Source organism: Peribacillus loiseleuriae (genome assembly GCF_001183985.1).
Classification (GTDB): domain Bacteria; phylum Bacillota; class Bacilli; order Bacillales; family DSM-1321; genus Peribacillus; species Peribacillus loiseleuriae.
Window position 1 is genome coordinate 1,634,096 of sequence record NZ_LFZW01000001.1, and the last position, 19,768, is coordinate 1,653,863.

General features: G+C 39.3%; 19 protein-coding genes. 18 read left to right on the forward strand and 1 reads right to left on the reverse strand.

The window, feature by feature from the left end; translation table 11 throughout:
- The first annotated feature begins 55 nt into the window (after window positions 1-55).
- A complete protein-coding gene (spoVM, locus tag AC625_RS07515; protein ID WP_049680736.1) occupies window positions 56-136 on the forward strand; it encodes a stage V sporulation protein SpoVM in 81 nt (26 codons plus the stop codon).
- Between the two features lie 275 nt (window positions 137-411).
- Here spoVM and rpmB read toward each other — a convergent pair whose 3' ends face one another.
- A complete protein-coding gene (gene rpmB / locus AC625_RS07520; protein ID WP_049680737.1) occupies window positions 412-600 on the reverse strand; it encodes a 50S ribosomal protein L28 in 189 nt (62 codons plus the stop codon).
- A gap of 246 nt (window positions 601-846) precedes the next feature.
- On the opposite strand from rpmB, the gene AC625_RS07525 reads away from it, so the two are divergent.
- The 17 genes from AC625_RS07525 (at window position 847) to AC625_RS07610 (ending at window position 19,637) form a co-directional block, all read left to right on the forward strand.
- The gene (locus AC625_RS07525) at window positions 847-1,209 is read left to right on the forward strand and encodes an Asp23/Gls24 family envelope stress response protein (RefSeq protein ID WP_049680738.1); all 363 of its coding nucleotides are present in this window, start codon (window positions 847-849) and stop codon (window positions 1,207-1,209) included.
- Between the two features lie 18 nt (window positions 1,210-1,227).
- Window positions 1,228-2,904 (forward strand): DAK2 domain-containing protein, encoded by a 1,677-nt coding sequence (locus tag AC625_RS07530; RefSeq protein ID WP_049680739.1) that lies wholly within the window; start codon window positions 1,228-1,230, stop codon window positions 2,902-2,904.
- Between the two features lie 404 nt (window positions 2,905-3,308).
- Window positions 3,309-3,971 carry an L-serine ammonia-lyase, iron-sulfur-dependent subunit beta gene (sdaAB, locus tag AC625_RS07535; RefSeq protein ID WP_049680740.1) on the forward strand — a complete coding sequence of 221 codons (663 nt, stop codon included), beginning with the start codon at window positions 3,309-3,311 and terminating at the stop codon, window positions 3,969-3,971.
- Between the two features lie 197 nt (window positions 3,972-4,168).
- Entirely contained in the window at window positions 4,169-5,053 is an 885-nt protein-coding gene (gene sdaAA, locus AC625_RS07540; protein WP_049680741.1) for an L-serine ammonia-lyase, iron-sulfur-dependent, subunit alpha, read from the forward strand.
- On the forward strand, window positions 5,050-7,098 hold the full coding sequence (recG, locus tag AC625_RS07545; RefSeq protein WP_049680742.1) for an ATP-dependent DNA helicase RecG: 2,049 nt from the start codon (window positions 5,050-5,052) through the stop codon (window positions 7,096-7,098). Before sdaAA ends, recG begins: the two co-directional genes overlap by 4 nt.
- A 504-nt stretch (window positions 7,099-7,602) precedes the next feature.
- Window positions 7,603-8,187: a transcription factor FapR gene (fapR, locus tag AC625_RS07555; RefSeq protein ID WP_049680744.1), complete on the forward strand. Its 585-nt coding sequence runs from the start codon at window positions 7,603-7,605 to the stop codon at window positions 8,185-8,187.
- The gene (gene plsX, locus AC625_RS07560) at window positions 8,184-9,161 is read left to right on the forward strand and encodes a phosphate acyltransferase PlsX (protein ID WP_049680745.1); all 978 of its coding nucleotides are present in this window, start codon (window positions 8,184-8,186) and stop codon (window positions 9,159-9,161) included. The genes fapR and plsX overlap by 4 nt, the downstream gene beginning before the upstream one ends.
- Window positions 9,162-9,188: 27 nt before the next feature.
- Entirely contained in the window at window positions 9,189-10,130 is a 942-nt protein-coding gene (fabD, locus tag AC625_RS07565; protein WP_049680746.1) for an ACP S-malonyltransferase, read from the forward strand.
- A gap of 1 nt (window position 10,131) precedes the next feature.
- Window positions 10,132-10,875 carry a 3-oxoacyl-[acyl-carrier-protein] reductase gene (fabG, locus tag AC625_RS07570; protein ID WP_049680747.1) on the forward strand — a complete coding sequence of 248 codons (744 nt, stop codon included), beginning with the start codon at window positions 10,132-10,134 and terminating at the stop codon, window positions 10,873-10,875.
- 107 nt (window positions 10,876-10,982) lie between these two features.
- Entirely contained in the window at window positions 10,983-11,216 is a 234-nt protein-coding gene (locus AC625_RS07575; protein ID WP_049680748.1) for an acyl carrier protein, read from the forward strand.
- Between the two features lie 585 nt (window positions 11,217-11,801).
- Complete coding sequence (gene rnc / locus AC625_RS07580; protein ID WP_049680749.1) at window positions 11,802-12,536, forward strand: ribonuclease III; 735 nt, start codon at window positions 11,802-11,804, stop codon at window positions 12,534-12,536.
- Between the two features lie 48 nt (window positions 12,537-12,584).
- A complete protein-coding gene (gene smc, locus AC625_RS07585; protein ID WP_049680750.1) occupies window positions 12,585-16,151 on the forward strand; it encodes a chromosome segregation protein SMC in 3,567 nt (1,188 codons plus the stop codon).
- 29 nt (window positions 16,152-16,180) lie between these two features.
- Entirely contained in the window at window positions 16,181-17,167 is a 987-nt protein-coding gene (gene ftsY, locus AC625_RS07590; RefSeq protein WP_049680751.1) for a signal recognition particle-docking protein FtsY, read from the forward strand.
- 162 nt (window positions 17,168-17,329) lie between these two features.
- Window positions 17,330-17,662 carry a putative DNA-binding protein gene (locus tag AC625_RS07595; RefSeq protein WP_049680752.1) on the forward strand — a complete coding sequence of 111 codons (333 nt, stop codon included), beginning with the start codon at window positions 17,330-17,332 and terminating at the stop codon, window positions 17,660-17,662.
- A gap of 12 nt (window positions 17,663-17,674) precedes the next feature.
- Window positions 17,675-19,015 carry a signal recognition particle protein gene (ffh, locus tag AC625_RS07600; RefSeq protein WP_049680753.1) on the forward strand — a complete coding sequence of 447 codons (1,341 nt, stop codon included), beginning with the start codon at window positions 17,675-17,677 and terminating at the stop codon, window positions 19,013-19,015.
- Between the two features lie 109 nt (window positions 19,016-19,124).
- Window positions 19,125-19,397 (forward strand): 30S ribosomal protein S16, encoded by a 273-nt coding sequence (rpsP, locus tag AC625_RS07605; protein WP_049680754.1) that lies wholly within the window; start codon window positions 19,125-19,127, stop codon window positions 19,395-19,397.
- Between the two features lie 9 nt (window positions 19,398-19,406).
- Window positions 19,407-19,637, forward strand: coding sequence for a KH domain-containing protein (locus tag AC625_RS07610; RefSeq protein WP_049680755.1), 231 nt, complete (start codon window positions 19,407-19,409; stop codon window positions 19,635-19,637).
- Window positions 19,638-19,768: the final 131 nt, after the last annotated feature.

The following is a 19,768-nucleotide window of genomic DNA, read 5'->3' on the forward strand; positions in this document are numbered from 1 at the left end:
AGGCAATTAGTGATGTTTCTGAATGTAAGAGCAGATGTATACGAGGAGGGGCATTATGAAATTTTATACAATTAAGCTACCAAAAGTCATAGGCGGCTTGGTAAGAGTGATGCTTGGAGCGTTCAAGAAAGGCTGAAGATATATATATGATAACACCCGGATTTTGGGTGTTTCTTTTTTTAAGAAAAAATCAAAGTTTTTTTATATCTGTAATTAGTTGATACAATTCCGTTTGGGAGAAAATATCGTTTTGGTATCTGACTTCAGGTGCCAAAGGCTAGTTGCGATTTCTAGAGACACGTTATATAAGCAAATCCATTCAGAAGGAAAAGAGCACCTTCTAAATGGATTTGCCTTATACTCGTCGTCGATAAATTAAAAAGGCACCCTTATGCAAGGGTGCCGTTAACATTATACGCGTTCTACTTTACCAGATTTAAGGGCTCTTGCAGAAACGTATACACGTTTAGGTTTACCGTCAACTAAAATACGTACTTTTTGAAGGTTAGCCCCCCATGTACGTTTGTTAGCATTCATTGCGTGTGAGCGTTTATTACCAGTTGAAGTTTTTCTACCAGTGATTACACATTGACGTGCCATATTAAATTCCCTCCTAACTACTAATGCTTAGGTTTTCATAGTATCTTTAGTCTTATGAAATACCTTAATAATTTATCATACCTAACTGGAGAATGCAATACTTCTGTTCATTACTTTCAAGAAAAATACCTTGACATACATGATAAATAATTGGTTTATACTAGCACGGCATGACAATTCCTTTTAAAACATTTGCCAATATAGTAAAATGTTTATAGCTAATGAGATTTTGGGAGGGGAACGTATATGTCTATTGAATTAAAAACGAAATTTGGACAAATTGATATTTCTAACGATGTAATTGCTACAGTGGCAGGTGGCGCTGCGGTGGATTGCTATGGCATTGTAGGAATGGCTTCGAAGAAACAATTGAAAGATGGCATAACGGAGATCTTGCGTCGTGAGAACTTCACTAAAGGTGTGATTGTACGCCAAGAGAGTGACGAAGTCCACATTGATATGTTTATCATTGTAAGCTATGGAACAAAAATTTCCGAAGTTGCCCACAATGTACAGTCAAAGGTAAAATACACCCTGGACAAAACGGTCGGATTAGCTGCAGATTCGGTTAATATTTTTGTACAGGGAGTTCGCGTAACGAACCCTTAAGTCGAGGAGGAAGTTTTTGTGTCAATAACAAGCTTAGATGGAAAACGTTTTGCGGAAATGATCATTCAAGGTGCCAATAATCTGGCTGCGAATGCTAAAATAGTCGATGCGTTGAATGTTTTTCCTGTTCCTGATGGAGATACGGGGACAAATATGAATTTATCGATGACTTCTGGTGCGAAGGAAGTACAAAATCATGTACAAGCCCATATAGGGAAAGTAGGGGTAGCGCTTTCGAAAGGGTTGCTGATGGGAGCACGTGGTAATTCAGGCGTTATCCTTTCCCAGCTATTCAGAGGATTTTCAAAATCTATTGAAACGAATTCCGAAATAAATAGTCAGGAATTTGCACAAGCATTTGAAGCTGGTGTTAAAACAGCATATAAAGCAGTGATGAAACCTGTAGAAGGAACCATTCTCACCGTTGCGAAAGACGCGGCAAAACAAGCGATGATGTCTGCAACGAAACATGAAGACTTGATTGTGGTGATGGAGGAAATTGTGAAGGAAGCAAAAGCTTCTTTGAATCGTACACCAGACTTGTTACCTGTATTAAAAGAAGTCGGGGTAGTAGACAGTGGTGGACAAGGCCTAGTGCTTGTGTATGAAGGTTTTTTAGCAGAAATGAAAGGTGAAGATCTCCCTAACGCACTTGACCACCTTCCATCTATGGATGAACTAGTTAATGCTGAACATCATATGAATGTCCAAAGCCACATCAATACCGAGGATATCGTGTACGGTTACTGTACAGAGTTCATGGTGAGGCTTGAAGAAGCTAAAACTATAAAAAAACCATTTGTCGAAGAGATATTCCGGAATGAATTAAGTCAATTTGGTGATTCATTATTAGTGATTTCGGATGATGAAGTGGTTAAGGTACATATTCATTCAGAGTCTCCTGGAGACTGCATGAATTATGGACAGCAATACGGTAGTTTAATTAAATTGAAAGTCGAGAATATGCGCGAGCAGCACACAGCTATTGTAGGTGAAACAAGTGCTACTTTAAATGTAACATCAAAGCCGAGAGTTAAAGAAAAGTACGGCATTGTTTCTATATCGATGGGTTCAGGTATTAGCGAATTATTTAAAAGTATTGGTGCGACCGTTGTTATTGAGGGCGGACAAACGATGAATCCGAGCACTCAAGATATTGTTAAGGCTGTCGAGGACGCGAATGCAGAAAAAATCATCATCCTTCCGAATAATAAGAACATTATTATGGCTGCACAACAAGCTTGTGACCTTCTTGGAGATCATGTGGTTGTCGTACCTTCTAAAACAGTTCCTCAAGGGATGTCAGCACTCTTAGCGTTCAATCCATCCAATGGCATTAATGAGAATGCTGTAGCTATGGGAGAAGCTTTGTCTCATGTCAAAACCGGCCAGATTACGTATGCAGTCCGTGATACGAATATTGATGGGTTGGAAATTGAAAAAGGGGACTTCATGGGTTTGTCAGAAGGTAAAATTCAAATCAAGAGTAATAATAAGCTTCAAACAGCTAAAGAACTTTTGACAAGTATGATAGATGAAGATGCTGAAATTCTGACGATCCTGTTTGGAGAAGATGTAACTCAAGAAGAAGTAGACCAATTGGTGAAATTTTGTAACGATACCTTTACTGATGTGGAAATTGAGGTTCATAGCGGAAATCAGCCACTTTATTCGTTCATCTTCTCGATTGAATAATCATCTTTCAACAGTCCACTGAGAAAAGAAATTACTAGGATTTATCCCAATCTTTTCTCTTGCTGATTGGGATTTTAAATGTCAAAATAGAGCTGCATGCCTTCTCGGTATTGCGGTTCTTTTTAATCTTTAGAAACATTGTCATACTTATATACTCAGAAGCTTTTTACAGAGTGAATGGAAGTATCACTTAACGTAATACTGATAATAAAAAGCAATTGGCTTTTATGATTCGTTTTCATTTTCTGGAAGTGATCAAAGATATATACTGATTTATCCCGCATTAACGGGCAGTAAACCCCCGCCGATTGAAGTTTTACTTTATTGGAACTTGTTCTTGATTTATTAATAAAATAATAAAAGGTATGGATGTTAAAGAATATGAAACCTAAGGAGAGTAATCGATGAAGTATAAAAGTGTATTTGACATTATCGGTCCCGTGATGATAGGTCCTTCAAGTTCACATACCGCTGGTGCAGCAAGGATTGGACGAGTTGCCCGAAATCTCTTCGGACGCGAACCAAAGTGGGCTGATATTTATTTGTATGGTTCATTTGCAAAAACATATAAAGGGCACGGAACAGATGTTGCACTTGTTGGTGGTCTACTAGATTTTGATACATTTGATGAACGAATTAAACAATCATTGGATTTAGCTGTTTTAAAAAAAATGAAGATTTCTTTTCATGAAGAAGAGGCAGTGCCAGATCATCCAAACACTGCAAAATTGGTGATTGGCGATACACAAGGTGAATTGGAATTAGTCGGTATTTCCATTGGTGGAGGAAAGATTGAAATTACTGAACTAAATGGATTCAAGTTGCGATTGTCTGGTCATCATCCTGCTATTCTAGTCGTGCATGATGACCGTTTTGGAGCGATTGCTAACGTGGCTAATATTCTTTCTAAACACGAAATGAATATCGGGCATATGGAAGTATCGCGTAAGGAAAAAGGAAAAATGGCTTTAATGGTCATTGAAGTAGATCAGAATATCGATGACGTTGTTTTATCGGAAATTGAAGGGCTTCCTTATATTACGCAAGTTGCGAGAGTGGTTGATTAACTATTACTAGAACATACAGAGCAAGAATGAAGAAAATATAAGTTTTATCAAGGAGTTAAGATGTCTAGCGCAAGCCGCCCTCGGATCGAGGTCACAAGCCAATCCGTTAAGAAGGTTAAAGAAGGACATTCATGCCGGATCATCTTGTGCTTGTCGCTGATAAGCGAAACTTTGAACTTTTCTAAGGAGGATACTAAATGTTTCGAAATGTTGCGGAATTAGTAGAAATGGCAGAGTCTCAACAAAAGAAAATTTCTACAATCATGATCGAACAGGAAATTGAAATAACCGGAAAAACACGCGAACAAATCTTGAAACAAATGGAAAATAACCTTGATGTCATGGAAAAAGCAGTGGAAAGGGGCCTAGCAGGAGTTAAATCTGTCTCAGGGTTAACAGGTGGCGATGCTGTTCTTATGCAAGAATATATAAAAAAAGGAAATTTTCTTTCTGGTGAAGTGTTGCTTGATGCCGTAAGTAAAGCGGTTGCGACGAATGAAGTGAATGCTGCGATGGGAACGATATGTGCAACACCGACAGCTGGTTCCGCAGGGGTTGTTCCAGGAACACTTTTTGCAGTGCAAAAAAAATTAAATCCTACCCATGAACAAAAGATTGCGTTTCTTTTCACTTCAGGCGCTTTTGGGTTTGTAGTAGCTAACAACGCATCCATTTCGGGAGCTGCTGGCGGTTGCCAGGCTGAAGTAGGATCAGCGGCAGGAATGGCAGCAGCGGCAATTGTGGAAATGGCAGGAGGCACGCCACAGCAATGTGCACAAGCAATGGCTATAACACTGAAAAATATGCTGGGACTTGTTTGCGATCCAGTGGCGGGGCTCGTGGAAGTACCTTGTGTAAAACGGAATGCAATGGGAGCGGCAAACGCTATGGTAGCGGCTGATATGGCTTTAGCAGGAATTACAAGCCGAATTCCTTGTGATGAAGTGATCAGTGCAATGTTCAAAATTGGTCAATCGATGCCATCTGCACTAAGAGAAACGGGTGAAGGAGGATTGGCGGATACACCAACTGGTCGAGCTTTAGCAGCTAAAATCTTTGGTATGCCGCTTACGCAAGAGTGAATCTGTCATTATTAGATCCTGTGACCGCCATTAAGGGAATTGGAAATGAAACAGCAGTGGCCCTAGAAGAGCTGGCCGTTACAACTGTTTTGGACCTATTTGAATATTTACCATTCAGATACGAGGATTATCGATTAAAAGATTTAGAAACGACTGAGCATGATGAACGGGTTACAGTTGAAGGGAAACTTCACAGCCAGCCATCGCTTACTTATTACGGCAAGAAAAAGTCGAGGCTGATGCTAAAATTATTAACCGGCAGATACTTAATCACGGTTATTTTTTTTAATCAGCCTTATTTAAAAAGCAAAATGAACATAAATGATGTGATTACTGTGACCGGTAAATGGGATCGTCATCGCCAAATGATAACCGGAAATGAATGCCATTTTGGTTCTCATAAGGTGGAGAATGAGTTTGAACCCGTTTATTCGGTGCGCGGAAGTATATCTGTCAAAGGACTACGAAGATATATTACAAATGCTTTTGCACAATATGGAGCGTTGCTTGAAGAAAACTTACCGGATTCATTACTAACTCGTTATAAGCTGATGCCTCGTCCAAATGCACTTCATTCAATGCATTTCCCTGAAAATGCACAGACTGTCAAGCAAGCTAGAAGACGATTTGTATACGAAGAATTTTTATTATTTCAGCTAAAAATGCAGGCAATGCGTAAAATCCAAAGAGAACAGTCACGCGGAATTCAGCAAATATTTGATGTGGAAAAGGTAAAACTGTTCATCGAATCTTTACCCTTTCCGTTAACAGATGCTCAAAATCGCGTCGTAAATGAAATTTCAGTTGATATGACATCTCCTTTTCGAATGAATCGTCTTCTTCAAGGAGATGTAGGTTCAGGGAAAACAGTTGTGGCTGCAATTGCTCTTTTTTCTTCTGTTACGGCTGGATATCAAGGTGCACTAATGGTGCCTACAGAAATATTGGCGGAGCAGCACGCCCATTCCTTAAAGGCTATGCTTGAACCAATAGGAATTTCAACTGACCTTCTTACAAGCTCGGTCAAAGGGAAAAGGCGCCGTGAGCTTCTTGCTGCGCTAGAAAAGGGAGAAATAGATATTTTAATTGGTACCCATGCACTCATTCAAGAAGAAGTGAATTTTTGTAACTTAGGGTTAGTCATTACGGACGAGCAGCACCGTTTCGGTGTACAGCAACGGAGGATTCTTCGGGAAAAAGGGGAAAGTCCTGATGTACTCTTTATGACTGCGACGCCGATTCCACGAACATTGGCGATTACGGTTTTTGGAGAAATGGACGTATCTACAATCGACGAAATGCCAGCAGGCAGAAAAGTAATTGAAACGTATTGGGCAAAACATGATATGCTCGATCGAATACTCCATTTTATTGAAAAAGAATTGCGTCAGGGACGTCAAGCATATGTCATTTGCCCACTTATTGAAGAGTCTGAAAAACTCGATTTGCAAAACGTACTGGACGTTCATGGGATGCTCACACATTATTATGCGGAGCGTTTTCATGTCGGCTTAATGCATGGACGTTTACCTGCTGACGAGAAAGAAAGTATTATGAAGCAATTCAGTGAAAATGAAACCCAGATACTTGTATCCACAACCGTGGTTGAAGTTGGCGTGAATGTTCCGAATGCAACGGTCATGGTCATTTACGACGCTGAGCGGTTTGGGCTTGCTCAATTGCATCAACTGAGAGGTCGTGTTGGTAGGGGGAGTGATCAGTCGTATTGTATCCTTCTTGCAGATCCTAAATCAGAAAACGGTAAAGAGCGGATGAAGATCATGACGGAAACGAATGATGGCTTTGTTCTATCTGAAAAAGATTTGGAGTTGCGCGGACCTGGTGATTTTTTTGGAAAAAAACAAAGTGGATTACCTGATTTTAAAGTAGCTGATATGGTTCATGATTATCGTACACTTGAGGTAGCAAGAGATGATGCGGCTCGATTAATTGCGTCAGAAAGTTTTTGGAATGAACCCCAATACGAACAACTTAGACAAAGTCTTGAAGAAACAGGAGTATTGAATGGAGAAAAGCTAGATTGATAGGTTTTTTAAAAGTGTTGGTGCCTTTCCTTGCACCTATTACGATCAGGTTATACATTTATGTCTAAATAACTTGTTTTTGTAGCTAAGGACCGGTGACGGTTTATCTAAAAAATAAGTGAGGTGATGGTATATCAGCAAATTTTGCTTTTAAGCTCCAGTTGCCATCGACTTGAAATCTCCATCTAACCAAGGCGCTCCTGCATTTCGGACAAGCCGAATAGGGGAGTCTTGGGCTTTTCTTTATGGACTAAATGTACTACGAAATTTTTTATTTGGATAACTTAATTTGTCTGTCTGCATCAGGCGTAACCAGCCAATTTCTCTGGTCAAAAGCCCCCAAAATTGATAGGGAGAAGAGAATATTCTCCATTGGCCTTGTTCGTCTAATACTCGCCCTGAGGTTGATTAAGCTGCTTGCACTTTTGTTCTTGCAATCTGCTTTTTTTAACTATATACTACTATTAGTACCTAGTCATAATACTATGGATGGTGACCTTCAAAATGCGAAGAAATAAGAAGGAACGCCAGCAGTTGTTAATCGAAACGATAAAGGAAAACCCTTTTGTTACTGATGAGGAGCTGGCTAATAAATTTTCGGTTAGCGTACAAACTATACGTTTAGACCGACTTGAATTATCAATACCTGAGCTTCGTGAACGCATTAAAAATGTAGCGGAGCAAACCTTAACTGATGAAATACGGGCTTTGCCGTTGGAAGAAGTCATCGGTGAAGTGATTGATATACATTTAGATCAACAAGCCATTTCAATTTTAGATATAAAAAAAGAACATGTATTCAAACGAAATGGGATAGCAAGGGGACATCATTTATTTGCACAGGCAAACTCTTTAGCGGTTGCCGTCATTAATGACGAGTTGGCATTGACAGCGAAAGCGTCAATCTTGTTTACTCGCTCAGTAAAGGAAAATGAAAGAGTTATTGCTAAGGCGAAGGTACAGAAGACTGATCATTTAGCAGATCGTTCTCTCGTTGAAGTAAGTAGTTATGTCGGGAATGAACTGGTTTTTAAGGGAGAGTTCGAGATGTTCCGATCATGTCAGCTAGAAAAGGATGAAACGCGATGAAGATAGCGATGGACGTAATGGGCGGAGACCATGGACCGAAAGAAACAGTTCTCGGAGCGATGAAGGCTGTTGAAGCATTTCAAGATGTCGAGATTATTCTTGTCGGAGATGAAGCTCAAATCAACGCTCACTTGACCAATAATGAACGAATCACAATCATACATACAGAAGAAAAAATACTAAGTACGGATGAGCCTGTACGTGCAGTGCGAAGGAAAAAGACGGCATCAATGGTATTAGCGGCCCAGCAAGTGGCAGATGGAATAGCGGATGCATGCATCTCGGCGGGAAATACTGGTGCTTTAATGGCAACGGGACTTTTCGTTGTTGGTCGGATTCCAGGGATAGAACGTCCGGCACTTTCGCCGACATTACCAACAATCGATGGTAGAGGATTTGTCTTGCTTGATGTGGGTGCGAATGCAGATGCAAAGCCTGAACATCTTGTCCAATATGCTATTATGGGTTCGATCTATGCTTCGAAAGCTAGGGGGATTCAGAACCCCCGTGTTGGCCTACTCAATATTGGTACTGAGGAGAGTAAAGGTAATGAATTAACAAAACAAGCTTTTGCACTCTTGAAAGAAGCTAATATTAACTTTGTTGGGAATATTGAAGCTAGGGATTTGCTTGAAGGACCTGCAGATGTGGTTATTACTGATGGGTTTACTGGCAACATGGTACTCAAATCCATTGAAGGAACAGCCATGAGTGTATTCAAGATGTTAAAGAGTGCTTTAATGAGCAATATGAAAAGCAAATTGGCAGCAGCTGTGCTGAAGCCAGAGCTAAGAGTAATCAAAAATCAAATGGATTACTCTGAATACGGTGGGGCAGCTCTATTTGGATTAAAGGCACCTGTTGTTAAGGCACACGGTTCATCTGATGCTAATGCCATTTATAATGCAGTTCGCCAGACAAGAATCATGATTTCAAATGATATGGTAACGACAATTAAGACTACAATCGAATGAAAATAATGCATGTAAGGAGAGAAAGCTATGGGGAAAATTGCTTTTGTTTTTCCAGGTCAAGGATCTCAAAACGTTGGAATGGGGAAAGACTTGTTTGAACAAAATGAAAAAGTACAACAAACTTTTCATATTGCAGATACAACGCTTAACTATTCATTATCAGATCTTATTTTCAATGGTCCACAAGAAAAGCTTACATTAACGTATCATGCACAACCTGCTATTTTGACCGTGAGTTATGCATTGTTAGAAGCATTGAAGGTTGAAGGGATATCCCCTGATTACACAGCGGGACATAGTTTAGGAGAATATTCTGCTTTAGTTGCTAGTCAGGCAATTGACTTTAAAGATGCCGTACATACTGTCAGTAAGCGTGGAGAATTTATGGAAGAAGCGGTTCCGAACGGTCAAGGAGCGATGGCTGCGATTTTAGGAATGGACCGTGAAAAATTAGCGGACATTACAGAATCTGTGACAAAAAATGGAGATCCTGTTCAATTAGCGAATATTAATTGTCCGGGTCAAATCGTTATTTCAGGAAGTGCAACAGGGGTCGAACAAGCAGGAAAAGAAGCGAAAGAACTAGGTGCTAAACGTGCTATTACACTTGATGTAAGTGGGCCTTTCCATTCTGTTCTTATGGAGCCGGCTGCTTCTAAACTTCAATCTGTTTTAGACGAAATTGATGTTCGTGATGCTAAAGTTCCAGTTATCTCTAATGTAACTGCACAACCAGTAACCACTGCAAATGAAATTAAAGAAAGATTAATTGAGCAGCTGTACTCCCCAGTTCTATGGGAAGATAGCGTGAAAACATTGCTTTCTTTAGGTGTGGATACATTTATCGAAGTAGGACCTGGAAAAGTCTTAAGCGGATTGATTAAGAAAATTGATCGTTCTGTTACGATTTACTCTGTCTTTGATTCAGATAGTTTGAATAAAACAGTTGAAGCTTTAAGGGGGGAATAAGATGTTATTAGAAGGGAAATATGCACTTGTAACGGGTGCTTCACGTGGCATTGGCAAGGAAATAGCACTTGAACTTGCCCGCCAAGGTGCGCATGTTGCAGTAAACTATGCTGGAAGTGAAGCGAAAGCGAATGAAGTAGTTGAAGAGATTCAAGCGTTAGGTCGAGATGCTTTCGCTATCCAATGTGATGTAGCAAATTCAGATTCAGTAACAGCAATGGTCAAAAGTGTAACTGAAAGATTCCCGCGCATTGATATTATGGTGAATAATGCAGGAATTACCCGAGATAATTTATTGATGCGGATGAAAGAATCTGAATGGGATGATGTAATCAACACAAATTTGAAAGGCGTATTCCTTTGCACAAAAGCCGTTACACGTCCTATGATGAAACAGCGCAGTGGTAGAATTATTAATATTGCTTCTATCGTTGGTGTTAGTGGAAACGCCGGACAGGCAAATTATGTTGCTGCTAAAGCGGGCGTGATTGGATTAACGAAAACGGTAGCGAAAGAGCTTGCTTCAAGAGGAATTACAGTGAATGCTGTAGCGCCTGGATTCATCACTTCGGATATGACTGAAACGCTTACAGATGAAATACAAAGTGCTATGCTTTCACAAATTCCGTTATCCCGCTTCGGTGATCCAAAAGATGTTGCTGGAGTTGTAACTTTTCTAGCATCAGAAGCTAGTGCTTATATGACTGGACAAACACTCCATGTTGATGGTGGTATGGTCATGTAAAGACCGCTTTTCATTTTTAAGATAATAAAAAGCTATCGAATTTTTTGATAAAAATTCTTGCGCTTTTGAAAAAAAATACTATAATGGCTTGAGGGGAGGTGAATGCAGTGGCAGACGTATTAGAACGCGTAACGAAAATCGTAGTAGACCGATTAAATGTTGAAGAAGCTGAAGTTAAATTAGAAGCTTCATTCAAAGATGATCTTGGTGCAGATTCCCTTGATGTAGTAGAACTAGTCATGGAACTCGAAGACGAATTCGGCATGGAGATTTCAGACGATGATGCAGAAAAACTTTCAACAGTAGGAGATGCTGTGAATTACATAAAGAGCACGATGTAATGAATTAATCTCGGAGAGACTACTTTAGGTAGTCAGTCAAGGACCAGATTCCATTAAACCATTCATTTTGAAGCTTCATGATGAATGGGGAGTCTGGTCTTTTTTCTATATGCTCAAAAGAAAACTGAATCCAGATACGAATAGGGCTTTCGCTTAAAGTGCGTGTTTAAGGGATAAGAAGGGCAAAGAAGTTCATGAAGTATATGCATTTGAAAGTTAAGAATCAAAAAGGAAGAGCAGCGTAGAAATTCGTCTGCTATTTTGCTGGGCTTGTTGAATAACCCCCTAGTAAGAAAAAACATCCTTTAATTTTGGTTGAGATATGCCCAATTGAATGGGCGTATGCGTTTTTCTTATGATATAATACAGAATAAGCTTGGCTGTCTTTGCCAAGTTTATTTGCACTACTGAATTCATTTGGTGTCCAATCGTGGGCGAATCGCTGCGTGGTCATAAGTCAATCATTTCGATTGGGAGAAGCACTTCCTATCAGCTTGTGCGTCTTATGTTTGTCATCGATATGTGGGCTCCCTGGGTTTTTAGTTTAGCTAGGATTATTGAGTTGTTAGTGGAGGGTTTTTTTAGATGAGAAACAATGGAAGTAAACGAAAACCAGCAATGAAAGATATGATGTTTAAACAATTTCAGGAAAGCACAGGCTTTCTTTTTAATGATGAAAAATTGTTAAAGCAAGCTTTTACCCATTCATCTTATGTGAATGAGCATCGCCGGAAGCCCTATGAAGATAATGAAAGGCTTGAATTTTTAGGAGACGCAGTATTGGAACTGACAGTATCTAAATACTTATTCAATAAATATCCGATGATGAGTGAAGGTGAACTTACGAAATTAAGAGCTGCTATCGTTTGTGAGCCTTCTCTTGTTTCGTTTGCCAATGATATATCATTCGGTAAATTGATTTTGCTTGGAAAAGGGGAAGAAATGACAGGTGGAAGACAACGCCCTGCATTACTTGCCGATGTGTTCGAAGCATTTATCGGAGCTCTTTATTTGGACCAAGGACTGGAAAGAGTCGTTCAGTTTTTGGAAAAAGTAGTGTTTCCTAAAATTAATGAGGGTGCTTTTTCTCATGTGATGGATTATAAGAGCCAATTACAGGAACTCGTACAGCGAGATGGAGTTGGAATACTTGAGTATCAAATTATGCATGAAAAAGGACCTGCGCATAACCGGGAGTTTGTTTCAAAAGTGTCCTTAAACAATGAAGAGCTCGGGATTGGTAGCGGTAAGTCAAAAAAAGAAGCTGAACAACGTGCCGCCCAGATTGCACTATCAACTCTTAGAGAAATGAAGAAATAGACAACATGAATGATTCAACAAGTAGAGTTGAAAAGAGGGGGAGAAAGTATGTTCCTCAAACGATTGGACGTTGTGGGATTTAAATCCTTTGCAGAAAGGGTTTCCGTAGAATTTGTACCCGGAGTTACTGCGATTGTCGGTCCAAATGGTAGCGGAAAAAGTAATATTATTGACGCTGTTCGTTGGGTATTGGGTGAACAGTCAGCAAAATCACTAAGAGGCGCGAAAATGGAGGATGTTATTTTTTCTGGGAGTGACTCAAGAAAGGCGCTTAATTTCGCTGAAGTAACATTAACCTTAGATAACGAAAACAATACTCTTCCGATTGACTTTCATGAAGTCAGTGTTACTAGAAGAGTGTATCGTTCAGGTGACAGTGACTTTTTGATAAATAATCAATCTTGTCGACTCAAGGATATCATTGATTTATTTATGGATTCAGGTCTCGGTAAGGAAGCATTCTCTATCATTAGCCAAGGGAAAGTGGAAGAGATACTGAGCAGTAAAGCGGAAGAAAGAAGAGTTATCTTTGAAGAAGCTGCTGGTGTATTAAAGTATAAATCCAGAAAGAAAAAGGCAGAACATAAGCTATTTGAAACACAGGAAAATTTAACTCGAGTTCAGGATATTCTTTCTGAGTTGGAAGGGCAGGTCGAACCATTAAAGATTCAATCTTCCCTAGCAAAAGAATTTTTAGAAAAAAAAGCAGATCTCAAACAAATTGAAGTCGCTTTAACGGTTCATGAAATTGAAACGCTTCATGAAAAATGGAATAAGCTATCTCAAGAGTTAAAGCGACACAGTGATCAGGAAATGGAATTATCAATATCGCTTCAGAAAAAAGAAGCAGATGTAAAAAACACTCGTGATCATATTTATGCATTGGATGAGTCAGTTAATGACCTTCAGGCTGTATTGCTACATGCAAGTGAGGAGCTTGAAAAAATTGAAGGCCGTAAAGAAGTTTTAAAAGAACGTAAAAAAAATGCCTCGCAAAACAAGCATCAACTTGAGAAATCCATTGTAGATGGTGAGAAAAAAATTCTCTCTCTAAAAGATGAAAAGGATCGTGAAGGTAAGGTATTAGCGATTTTAGAGAGTGATGTAAAACGGCTTCAGAAAGATCTTAATGAGAACCAAAAAAGTTTTGGACTGTTTAGCGCAAACCTCGAGGAAACAATTGAAACCTTGAAGAGCGACTACATCGAATGGCTAAATAAGCAAGCTGCTGCTAGAAATGAAACACAGCATCTACAGCAACAGCTTAATCAGCAGAAGACAAGGAATGCTCGTCTTGACCAGGAAAACGGTAAATATCTCAGTGAACGTGTAGAGGTTGAAAAGAAGAAAGTAATCAGTCTCGAAGGGTTCAATGAAGTGACAAAGCAAATTGAACAGCATGTTTTTTCTTTTCGAGAAGAACAAAAAAAGCTTGATGCTATTAAAGCAACCTATCAAAAACAAGAAAAGCTTTTATATCAGGCCTACCAATTCCTTCAGCAATCCAAGTCCCGTAGAGATGTGCTAGAAGAAATGCAGGATGATTATGCTGGATTTTTCCAAGGTGTCAAAGAAGTATTAAAAGCGAAGAGTGATACGCTGCAAGGAGTGGAAGGGGCAGTTGCTGAGTTAATTAAAGTGCCTAAAGAATATCAGCAAGCTATAGAAACGGCACTTGGAGCTTCCATGCAGTATATCGTGACGGAAACAGAAAATCATGCAAGACAAGCAATCAGCTATCTGAAGCGAAATGGATACGGCAGAGCGACCTTTCTGCCTTTAACTGTTATAAAATCGCGCGAGCTCTCTCCTTCACAGCTTCAGTTATTGAGCAACCACCCTTCATTTATTGGGACGGCTGAAAGTCTTATTCAATTCAATAATAGGTACTCGAATATTGTTACTAACTTACTCGGCACCGTCATCATTACAAGTGAACTTAAAGGTGCAAATGAGCTAGCGAAGCTTACCTCTTATAAATACCGTTTCGTCACACTGGAAGGTGATATTGTCAATCCAGGTGGTTCGATGACGGGAGGAGCTGTGAAGCAAAAGCAATCATCCCTTTTATCAAGAAAGAATGAGCTTGATGAATTAAATGGAAAACTTTTGGCAATGGAAGAAAAGACAGCTTTGCTTGAACAGCAAGTTAAACAGCTTAAGCGAGATATTTCAGTAAAAGAAGAAAAGATTGAAGAAATTCGTAAAGTTGGGGAAACGCTCCGTTTAAAAGAACAGTTATGCAAAAGTGAAATCCGTGAAATTGAATTGCAGGAACGAAATATTAATGAACGATTGCATTTATATGACCTGGACAAGCAAACTATCTTAGATGAAGATAGTCAGAAATCAGCTCGGCTTCAAGAAGTAAATGAATTGTTAAATCGATGTCAGGTTGAAATTAATAAACTGGATGAAGAAATTGCATCATTAAGTAAGCAAAAACAGTCTCAGCAAATGTCAAAAGAAACGCTGATTGAAGAAACGAATGAGGTAAAGGTGCAGCTTGCTTCAAAGCGTGAGCAGCTCCAAAATCAATCTGAAAAATATACACGTATTAAAAATGTTCTTATGGAAGAAACACGTAAGGTAGCTGATTTTAAAGAAGATTTGTCTCTTTTATCGAATGAGATGACAGATAGTTCAAGCGGTGAGGAAATACTAGAAACAGCCGCCCAAAATAAACTTTTTGATAAAAATGAAACAATCAATCTCATTGCACAGAAACGTAAAGAAAGAGTTGATTTACAATCACAACTAGAAGATTATGAATGTGAAAGTAAGGAACTGAAGCGAGTTCATAAAGGACTTGCAGAGGCAGTAAAGGATGAAGAAGTTCGACTTAACAGATTAGACGTTGAACTTGAGAATCGACTCAATCATTTACGCGAAGAATATTCACTTTCCTACGAAGGAGCGAAGGAGCAGTATCCATTAACGATTGAAGCAGATGAAGCGAGAAAAAAGGTTAAATTAATTAAGCTTGCTGTGGACGAGATTGGAACGGTCAATCTTGGAGCAATCGAGGAATACGATAGGGTTGCAGAGCGATATCATTTCCTCCTAGAGCAGAAGGATGACCTACATACTGCTAAAAATACTCTTTTTCAAGTGATTGATGAAATGGATGATGAAATGAAGCGGCGATTTGCCGAAACTTTTCATGCAATTCAAGGTCAATTCGATGCAGTATTTAAAGCGCTGTTTGGCGGTGGAAGGGCTGAGCTCAGGTTGACGGATCCTAATGATCTTCTACAATCGGGTGTAGAGATTATCGCGCAACCAACTGGGAAAAAACTGCAAAACCTTGCATTACTTTCTGGCGGTGAAAGAGCATTGACTGCAATTGCCCTTTTGTTTTCAATTTTAAAAGTTCGTCCAGTACCTTTTTGTATTCTTGATGAAGTCGAAGCTGCCCTTGATGAGGCAAATGTTCTCCGATTTAGCCAATTCTTAAAAAAGTTTAGTGAAGAGACACAATTTATTGTGATCACCCATCGAAAAGGGACGATGGAAAGTTCAGATGTTCTATATGGAATTACGATGCAGGAATCAGGAGTTTCCAGGCTAGTATCTGTTCGAATGGAAGTAATGAAAGAATTAGTGAAGTCTTAGTATTTTATGTAAATGGAGGAAGTGATTAGATGAGTTTTTTTAAAAAGCTTAAAGAGAAGTTCACAACACAAACCGACTCAGTTTCAGAAAAATTTAAAGAAGGCTTAACGAAAACGAGAGATTCATTTGCTGGAAAAGTAAATGATCTTGTTGCTCGTTATAGAAAAGTGGATGAAGAGTTTTTTGAAGAATTAGAAGAAATTCTCATTGGCGCAGATGTAGGTTTTGAAACGGTTATGGAACTAATTGACGAACTCAAAATGGAAGTGAAGCGCCGCAATATTTCGGATACTAAGGAAGTACAAGCGGTCATTTCTGAGAAGCTAGTTGAAATCTATAACAGCGATGATGAAAGCTCATCTGCATTAAATATGCAAAAGGATGCACTTACTGTTATTTTATTTGTTGGTGTGAATGGTGTAGGGAAAACAACAACAATTGGCAAGCTTGCTCATAAATTTAAAACTGAAGGTAAATCTGTCTTGCTTGCTGCAGGAGATACATTCCGTGCTGGGGCGATTGAACAGCTGGAAGTATGGGGTGAGCGTGTAGGTGTTGAAGTCATAAAGCAAGGCGAAGGATCTGATCCTGCAGCTGTGATGTATGACGCTATTCAATCCGCAAAGGCTAGAAAAGCTGATATATTAATATGTGATACAGCAGGACGACTACAAAACAAGGTAAACCTGATGAAAGAATTAGAAAAGGTAAAGCGCGTAATTGAAAGAGAAATACCAGGAGCGCCACATGAAGTGCTGCTTGCTTTAGATGCTACGACAGGACAAAATGCATTAATTCAAGCGAAAACATTTAAAGAAGCTACAAATGTTTCTGGAATTGTATTAACCAAGCTTGACGGGACTGCAAAAGGCGGTATCGTTCTAGCTATTCGCAATGAACTGAAAATTCCCGTTAAATTCGTCGGCCTTGGAGAAAAGCTGGATGATTTACAAGAATTCGACGCTGAAAAATATGTGTATGGACTTTTCGCTGATATAATCGAACAAGAAGCCTAGAACGTTACTTAGGTAATCTGGCAGATTAGATATAAAAGTGTGTAAAACATGTGAGGATTTTAAATAGGAATCTGTAAAGGTTTCAGCTTGACATCTGAACGATAAGCAGGTAAACTTTAAACTTGTAAAGGGTATTCACTTAACAGTCGGGGGGTTACACTTATGCTCGAGAAGACAATGCGGATTAATTATCTGTATGATTTCTACCAAACATTGTTAACTGAAAAACAACAGAGCTATATGTCCCTCTATTATCTGGATGACTACTCTCTAGGCGAGATTGCTGAAGAATATAAGGTAAGCAGGCAGGCAGTCTATGACAATATAAAACGAACTGAAGCAATGCTAGAGGAATATGAAGCAAAGTTATTGCTATTCCAAAAATTTCAAGAGCGTAATGAATGGATTTCCAAGGTGAAAAAGATGGTGGATGAAGGCTCACTATCTCATGAAACCCTTAAAACAGTGATTTCCGAGCTTGAGAAATTAGATTAGGAGGCGGTATGTATGGCATTTGAAGGATTAGCCGACCGACTGCAAGGCACCATGCAAAAGATTCGCGGCAAAGGAAAGGTTAACGAGGCGGACGTAAAGGAAATGATGCGCGAGGTTAGATTAGCGCTTCTTGAAGCCGATGTTAACTTTAAGGTTGTCAAAGATTTTGTCAAACGTGTGAGTGAGAGAGCGGTAGGCCAGGAAGTTCTCAAAAGCTTAACTCCTGGTCAGCAGGTCATAAAAGTCGTTAAAGAAGAATTAACTGAGCTGATGGGCGGCGAGCAAAGTAAGATTGCCGTGTCTACCCGTCCGCCAACTGTCATTATGATGGTTGGTTTACAAGGCGCGGGGAAAACAACAACAACTGGAAAGCTTGCCAATCTTTTACGAAAGAAATACAACCGCCAACCTATGCTCGTTGCAGCTGATATTTACCGTCCAGCTGCAATCAAACAATTGGAAACGCTTGGTAAACAAATTAATATGCCTGTTTTTTCCCTCGGTGATCAGGTCAGCCCTGTCGAAATAGCAAAACAGTCGATTGAAAAGGCAAAGGAAGATCATCATGATTATGTGCTGATTGATACAGCTGGACGACTTCATATTGATGAAAACTTAATGGATGAGTTGAAAGACATTAAAGATTTGACGAAGCCAGATGAGATTTTTCTAGTTGTCGATGCGATGACTGGTCAGGATGCTGTCAATGTTGCCCAAAGCTTCAATGAACAGCTCGGTTTGACTGGTGTCGTATTGACTAAGTTAGATGGTGATACACGAGGCGGAGCAGCTTTATCTATTCGTTCGGTTACAAACACTCCGATTAAATTTGTCGGGATGGGTGAAAAAATGGATGCACTAGAGGCATTCCATCCAGAACGAATGGCTTCGAGGATTCTCGGTATGGGAGATGTACTAACTTTAATCGAGAAAGCACAGATGAACGTCGATGAGGATAAAGCTAAAGAACTTGAGAAAAAAATGAGAACAGCATCTTTTACGTTCGATGATTTCCTTGAGCAACTTGGCCAAGTCAGAAAAATGGGTCCACTTGACGATTTATTAAAAATGCTTCCTGGAGCAAACAAAATCAAAGGGATGGATAATCTTTCGATTGATGAAAAACAAATTGGTCATGTCGAAGCAATAATTCGTTCGATGACACTTCAAGAAAAAGAACATCCAGAAGTCATCAATTCAGGTCGGAAAAAACGAATTGCCAAAGGAAGCGGACGGTCGATTCAAGAAGTAAATCGCTTACTTAAGCAGTTTGAAGATATGAAGAAGATGATGAAACAGTTTACAAACATGCCTAAAGGCAAGAAAAAGGGATTTAAACTCCCGTTCATGTAAAGTTTTTAACAGATTACACACGTCTGTTAAGAAAAAAACCTTTACAAACATGCTAGACATTTGATAATATATTATCTTGTGTGAAACTATTCGGAGGTGCTTATTTAAAATGGCAGTAAAAATTCGCTTAAAACGTATGGGAGCTAAAAAAACTCCTTTCTATCGTATCGTAGTTGCAGATGCTCGTTCACCACGTGATGGACGTTATATTGAAGTTGTTGGGACATACAATCCAGTAACTCAACCTGCACAAATTCAAATTAACGAAGAGCTTGCTCTTAAATGGTTACAAGACGGTGCAAAACCATCTGATACAGTACGTAACTTATTCTCAAACCAAGGCATTATGGAGAAATTCCACAATGCAAAACTAGGTAAGTAATTCTCCTAGATGAAAGACTTAATTGAAACAATTGTTTCAGCTCTTGTCGATTACCCAGATGATATTCAAGTAATGTCTCGGGAAGAAGATGACCGAATCCTTTATACCCTCTCTGTTCATAAGGAGGATATGGGGAAGATCATCGGAAAACAAGGGCGTGTAGCTAAGGCGATTCGGTCTGTAGTATATGCAGCAGGATCCTCACAGCATAAGAAAATCTATTTGGAGATTTCCGAATAAGGGAGGGTTAATACCCCTCCTTTTTTTGTAATAAAAAAATAGTTCTTCTCTAGAAATATACTCACCGTAAATCCAAATAAATGAAATCATCGTTACATATTGGGTATAATAAAGCATGTGTATTAAAAGCT

Excerpts from the sequence above, each read along its gene's own strand:
- spoVM (WP_049680736.1), top strand. The coding sequence starts at position 56 with ATGAAATTTTATACAATTAAGCTACCAAAAGTCATAGGCGGCTTGGTA.
- rpmB (WP_049680737.1), bottom strand. The coding sequence starts at position 600 with ATGGCACGTCAATGTGTAATCACTGGTAGAAAAACTTCAACTGGTAAT.
- AC625_RS07525 (WP_049680738.1), top strand. The coding sequence starts at position 847 with ATGTCTATTGAATTAAAAACGAAATTTGGACAAATTGATATTTCTAAC.
- sdaAB (WP_049680740.1), top strand. The coding sequence starts at position 3,309 with ATGAAGTATAAAAGTGTATTTGACATTATCGGTCCCGTGATGATAGGT.
- sdaAA (WP_049680741.1), top strand. The coding sequence starts at position 4,169 with ATGTTTCGAAATGTTGCGGAATTAGTAGAAATGGCAGAGTCTCAACAA.
- fapR (WP_049680744.1), top strand. The coding sequence starts at position 7,603 with ATGCGAAGAAATAAGAAGGAACGCCAGCAGTTGTTAATCGAAACGATA.
- plsX (WP_049680745.1), top strand. The coding sequence starts at position 8,184 with ATGAAGATAGCGATGGACGTAATGGGCGGAGACCATGGACCGAAAGAA.
- fabD (WP_049680746.1), top strand. The coding sequence starts at position 9,189 with ATGGGGAAAATTGCTTTTGTTTTTCCAGGTCAAGGATCTCAAAACGTT.
- fabG (WP_049680747.1), top strand. The coding sequence starts at position 10,132 with ATGTTATTAGAAGGGAAATATGCACTTGTAACGGGTGCTTCACGTGGC.
- rnc (WP_049680749.1), top strand. The coding sequence starts at position 11,802 with ATGAGAAACAATGGAAGTAAACGAAAACCAGCAATGAAAGATATGATG.
- smc (WP_049680750.1), top strand. The coding sequence starts at position 12,585 with ATGTTCCTCAAACGATTGGACGTTGTGGGATTTAAATCCTTTGCAGAA.
- ftsY (WP_049680751.1), top strand. The coding sequence starts at position 16,181 with ATGAGTTTTTTTAAAAAGCTTAAAGAGAAGTTCACAACACAAACCGAC.
- AC625_RS07595 (WP_049680752.1), top strand. The coding sequence starts at position 17,330 with ATGCTCGAGAAGACAATGCGGATTAATTATCTGTATGATTTCTACCAA.
- ffh (WP_049680753.1), top strand. The coding sequence starts at position 17,675 with ATGGCATTTGAAGGATTAGCCGACCGACTGCAAGGCACCATGCAAAAG.
- rpsP (WP_049680754.1), top strand. The coding sequence starts at position 19,125 with ATGGCAGTAAAAATTCGCTTAAAACGTATGGGAGCTAAAAAAACTCCT.
- AC625_RS07610 (WP_049680755.1), top strand. The coding sequence starts at position 19,407 with ATGAAAGACTTAATTGAAACAATTGTTTCAGCTCTTGTCGATTACCCA.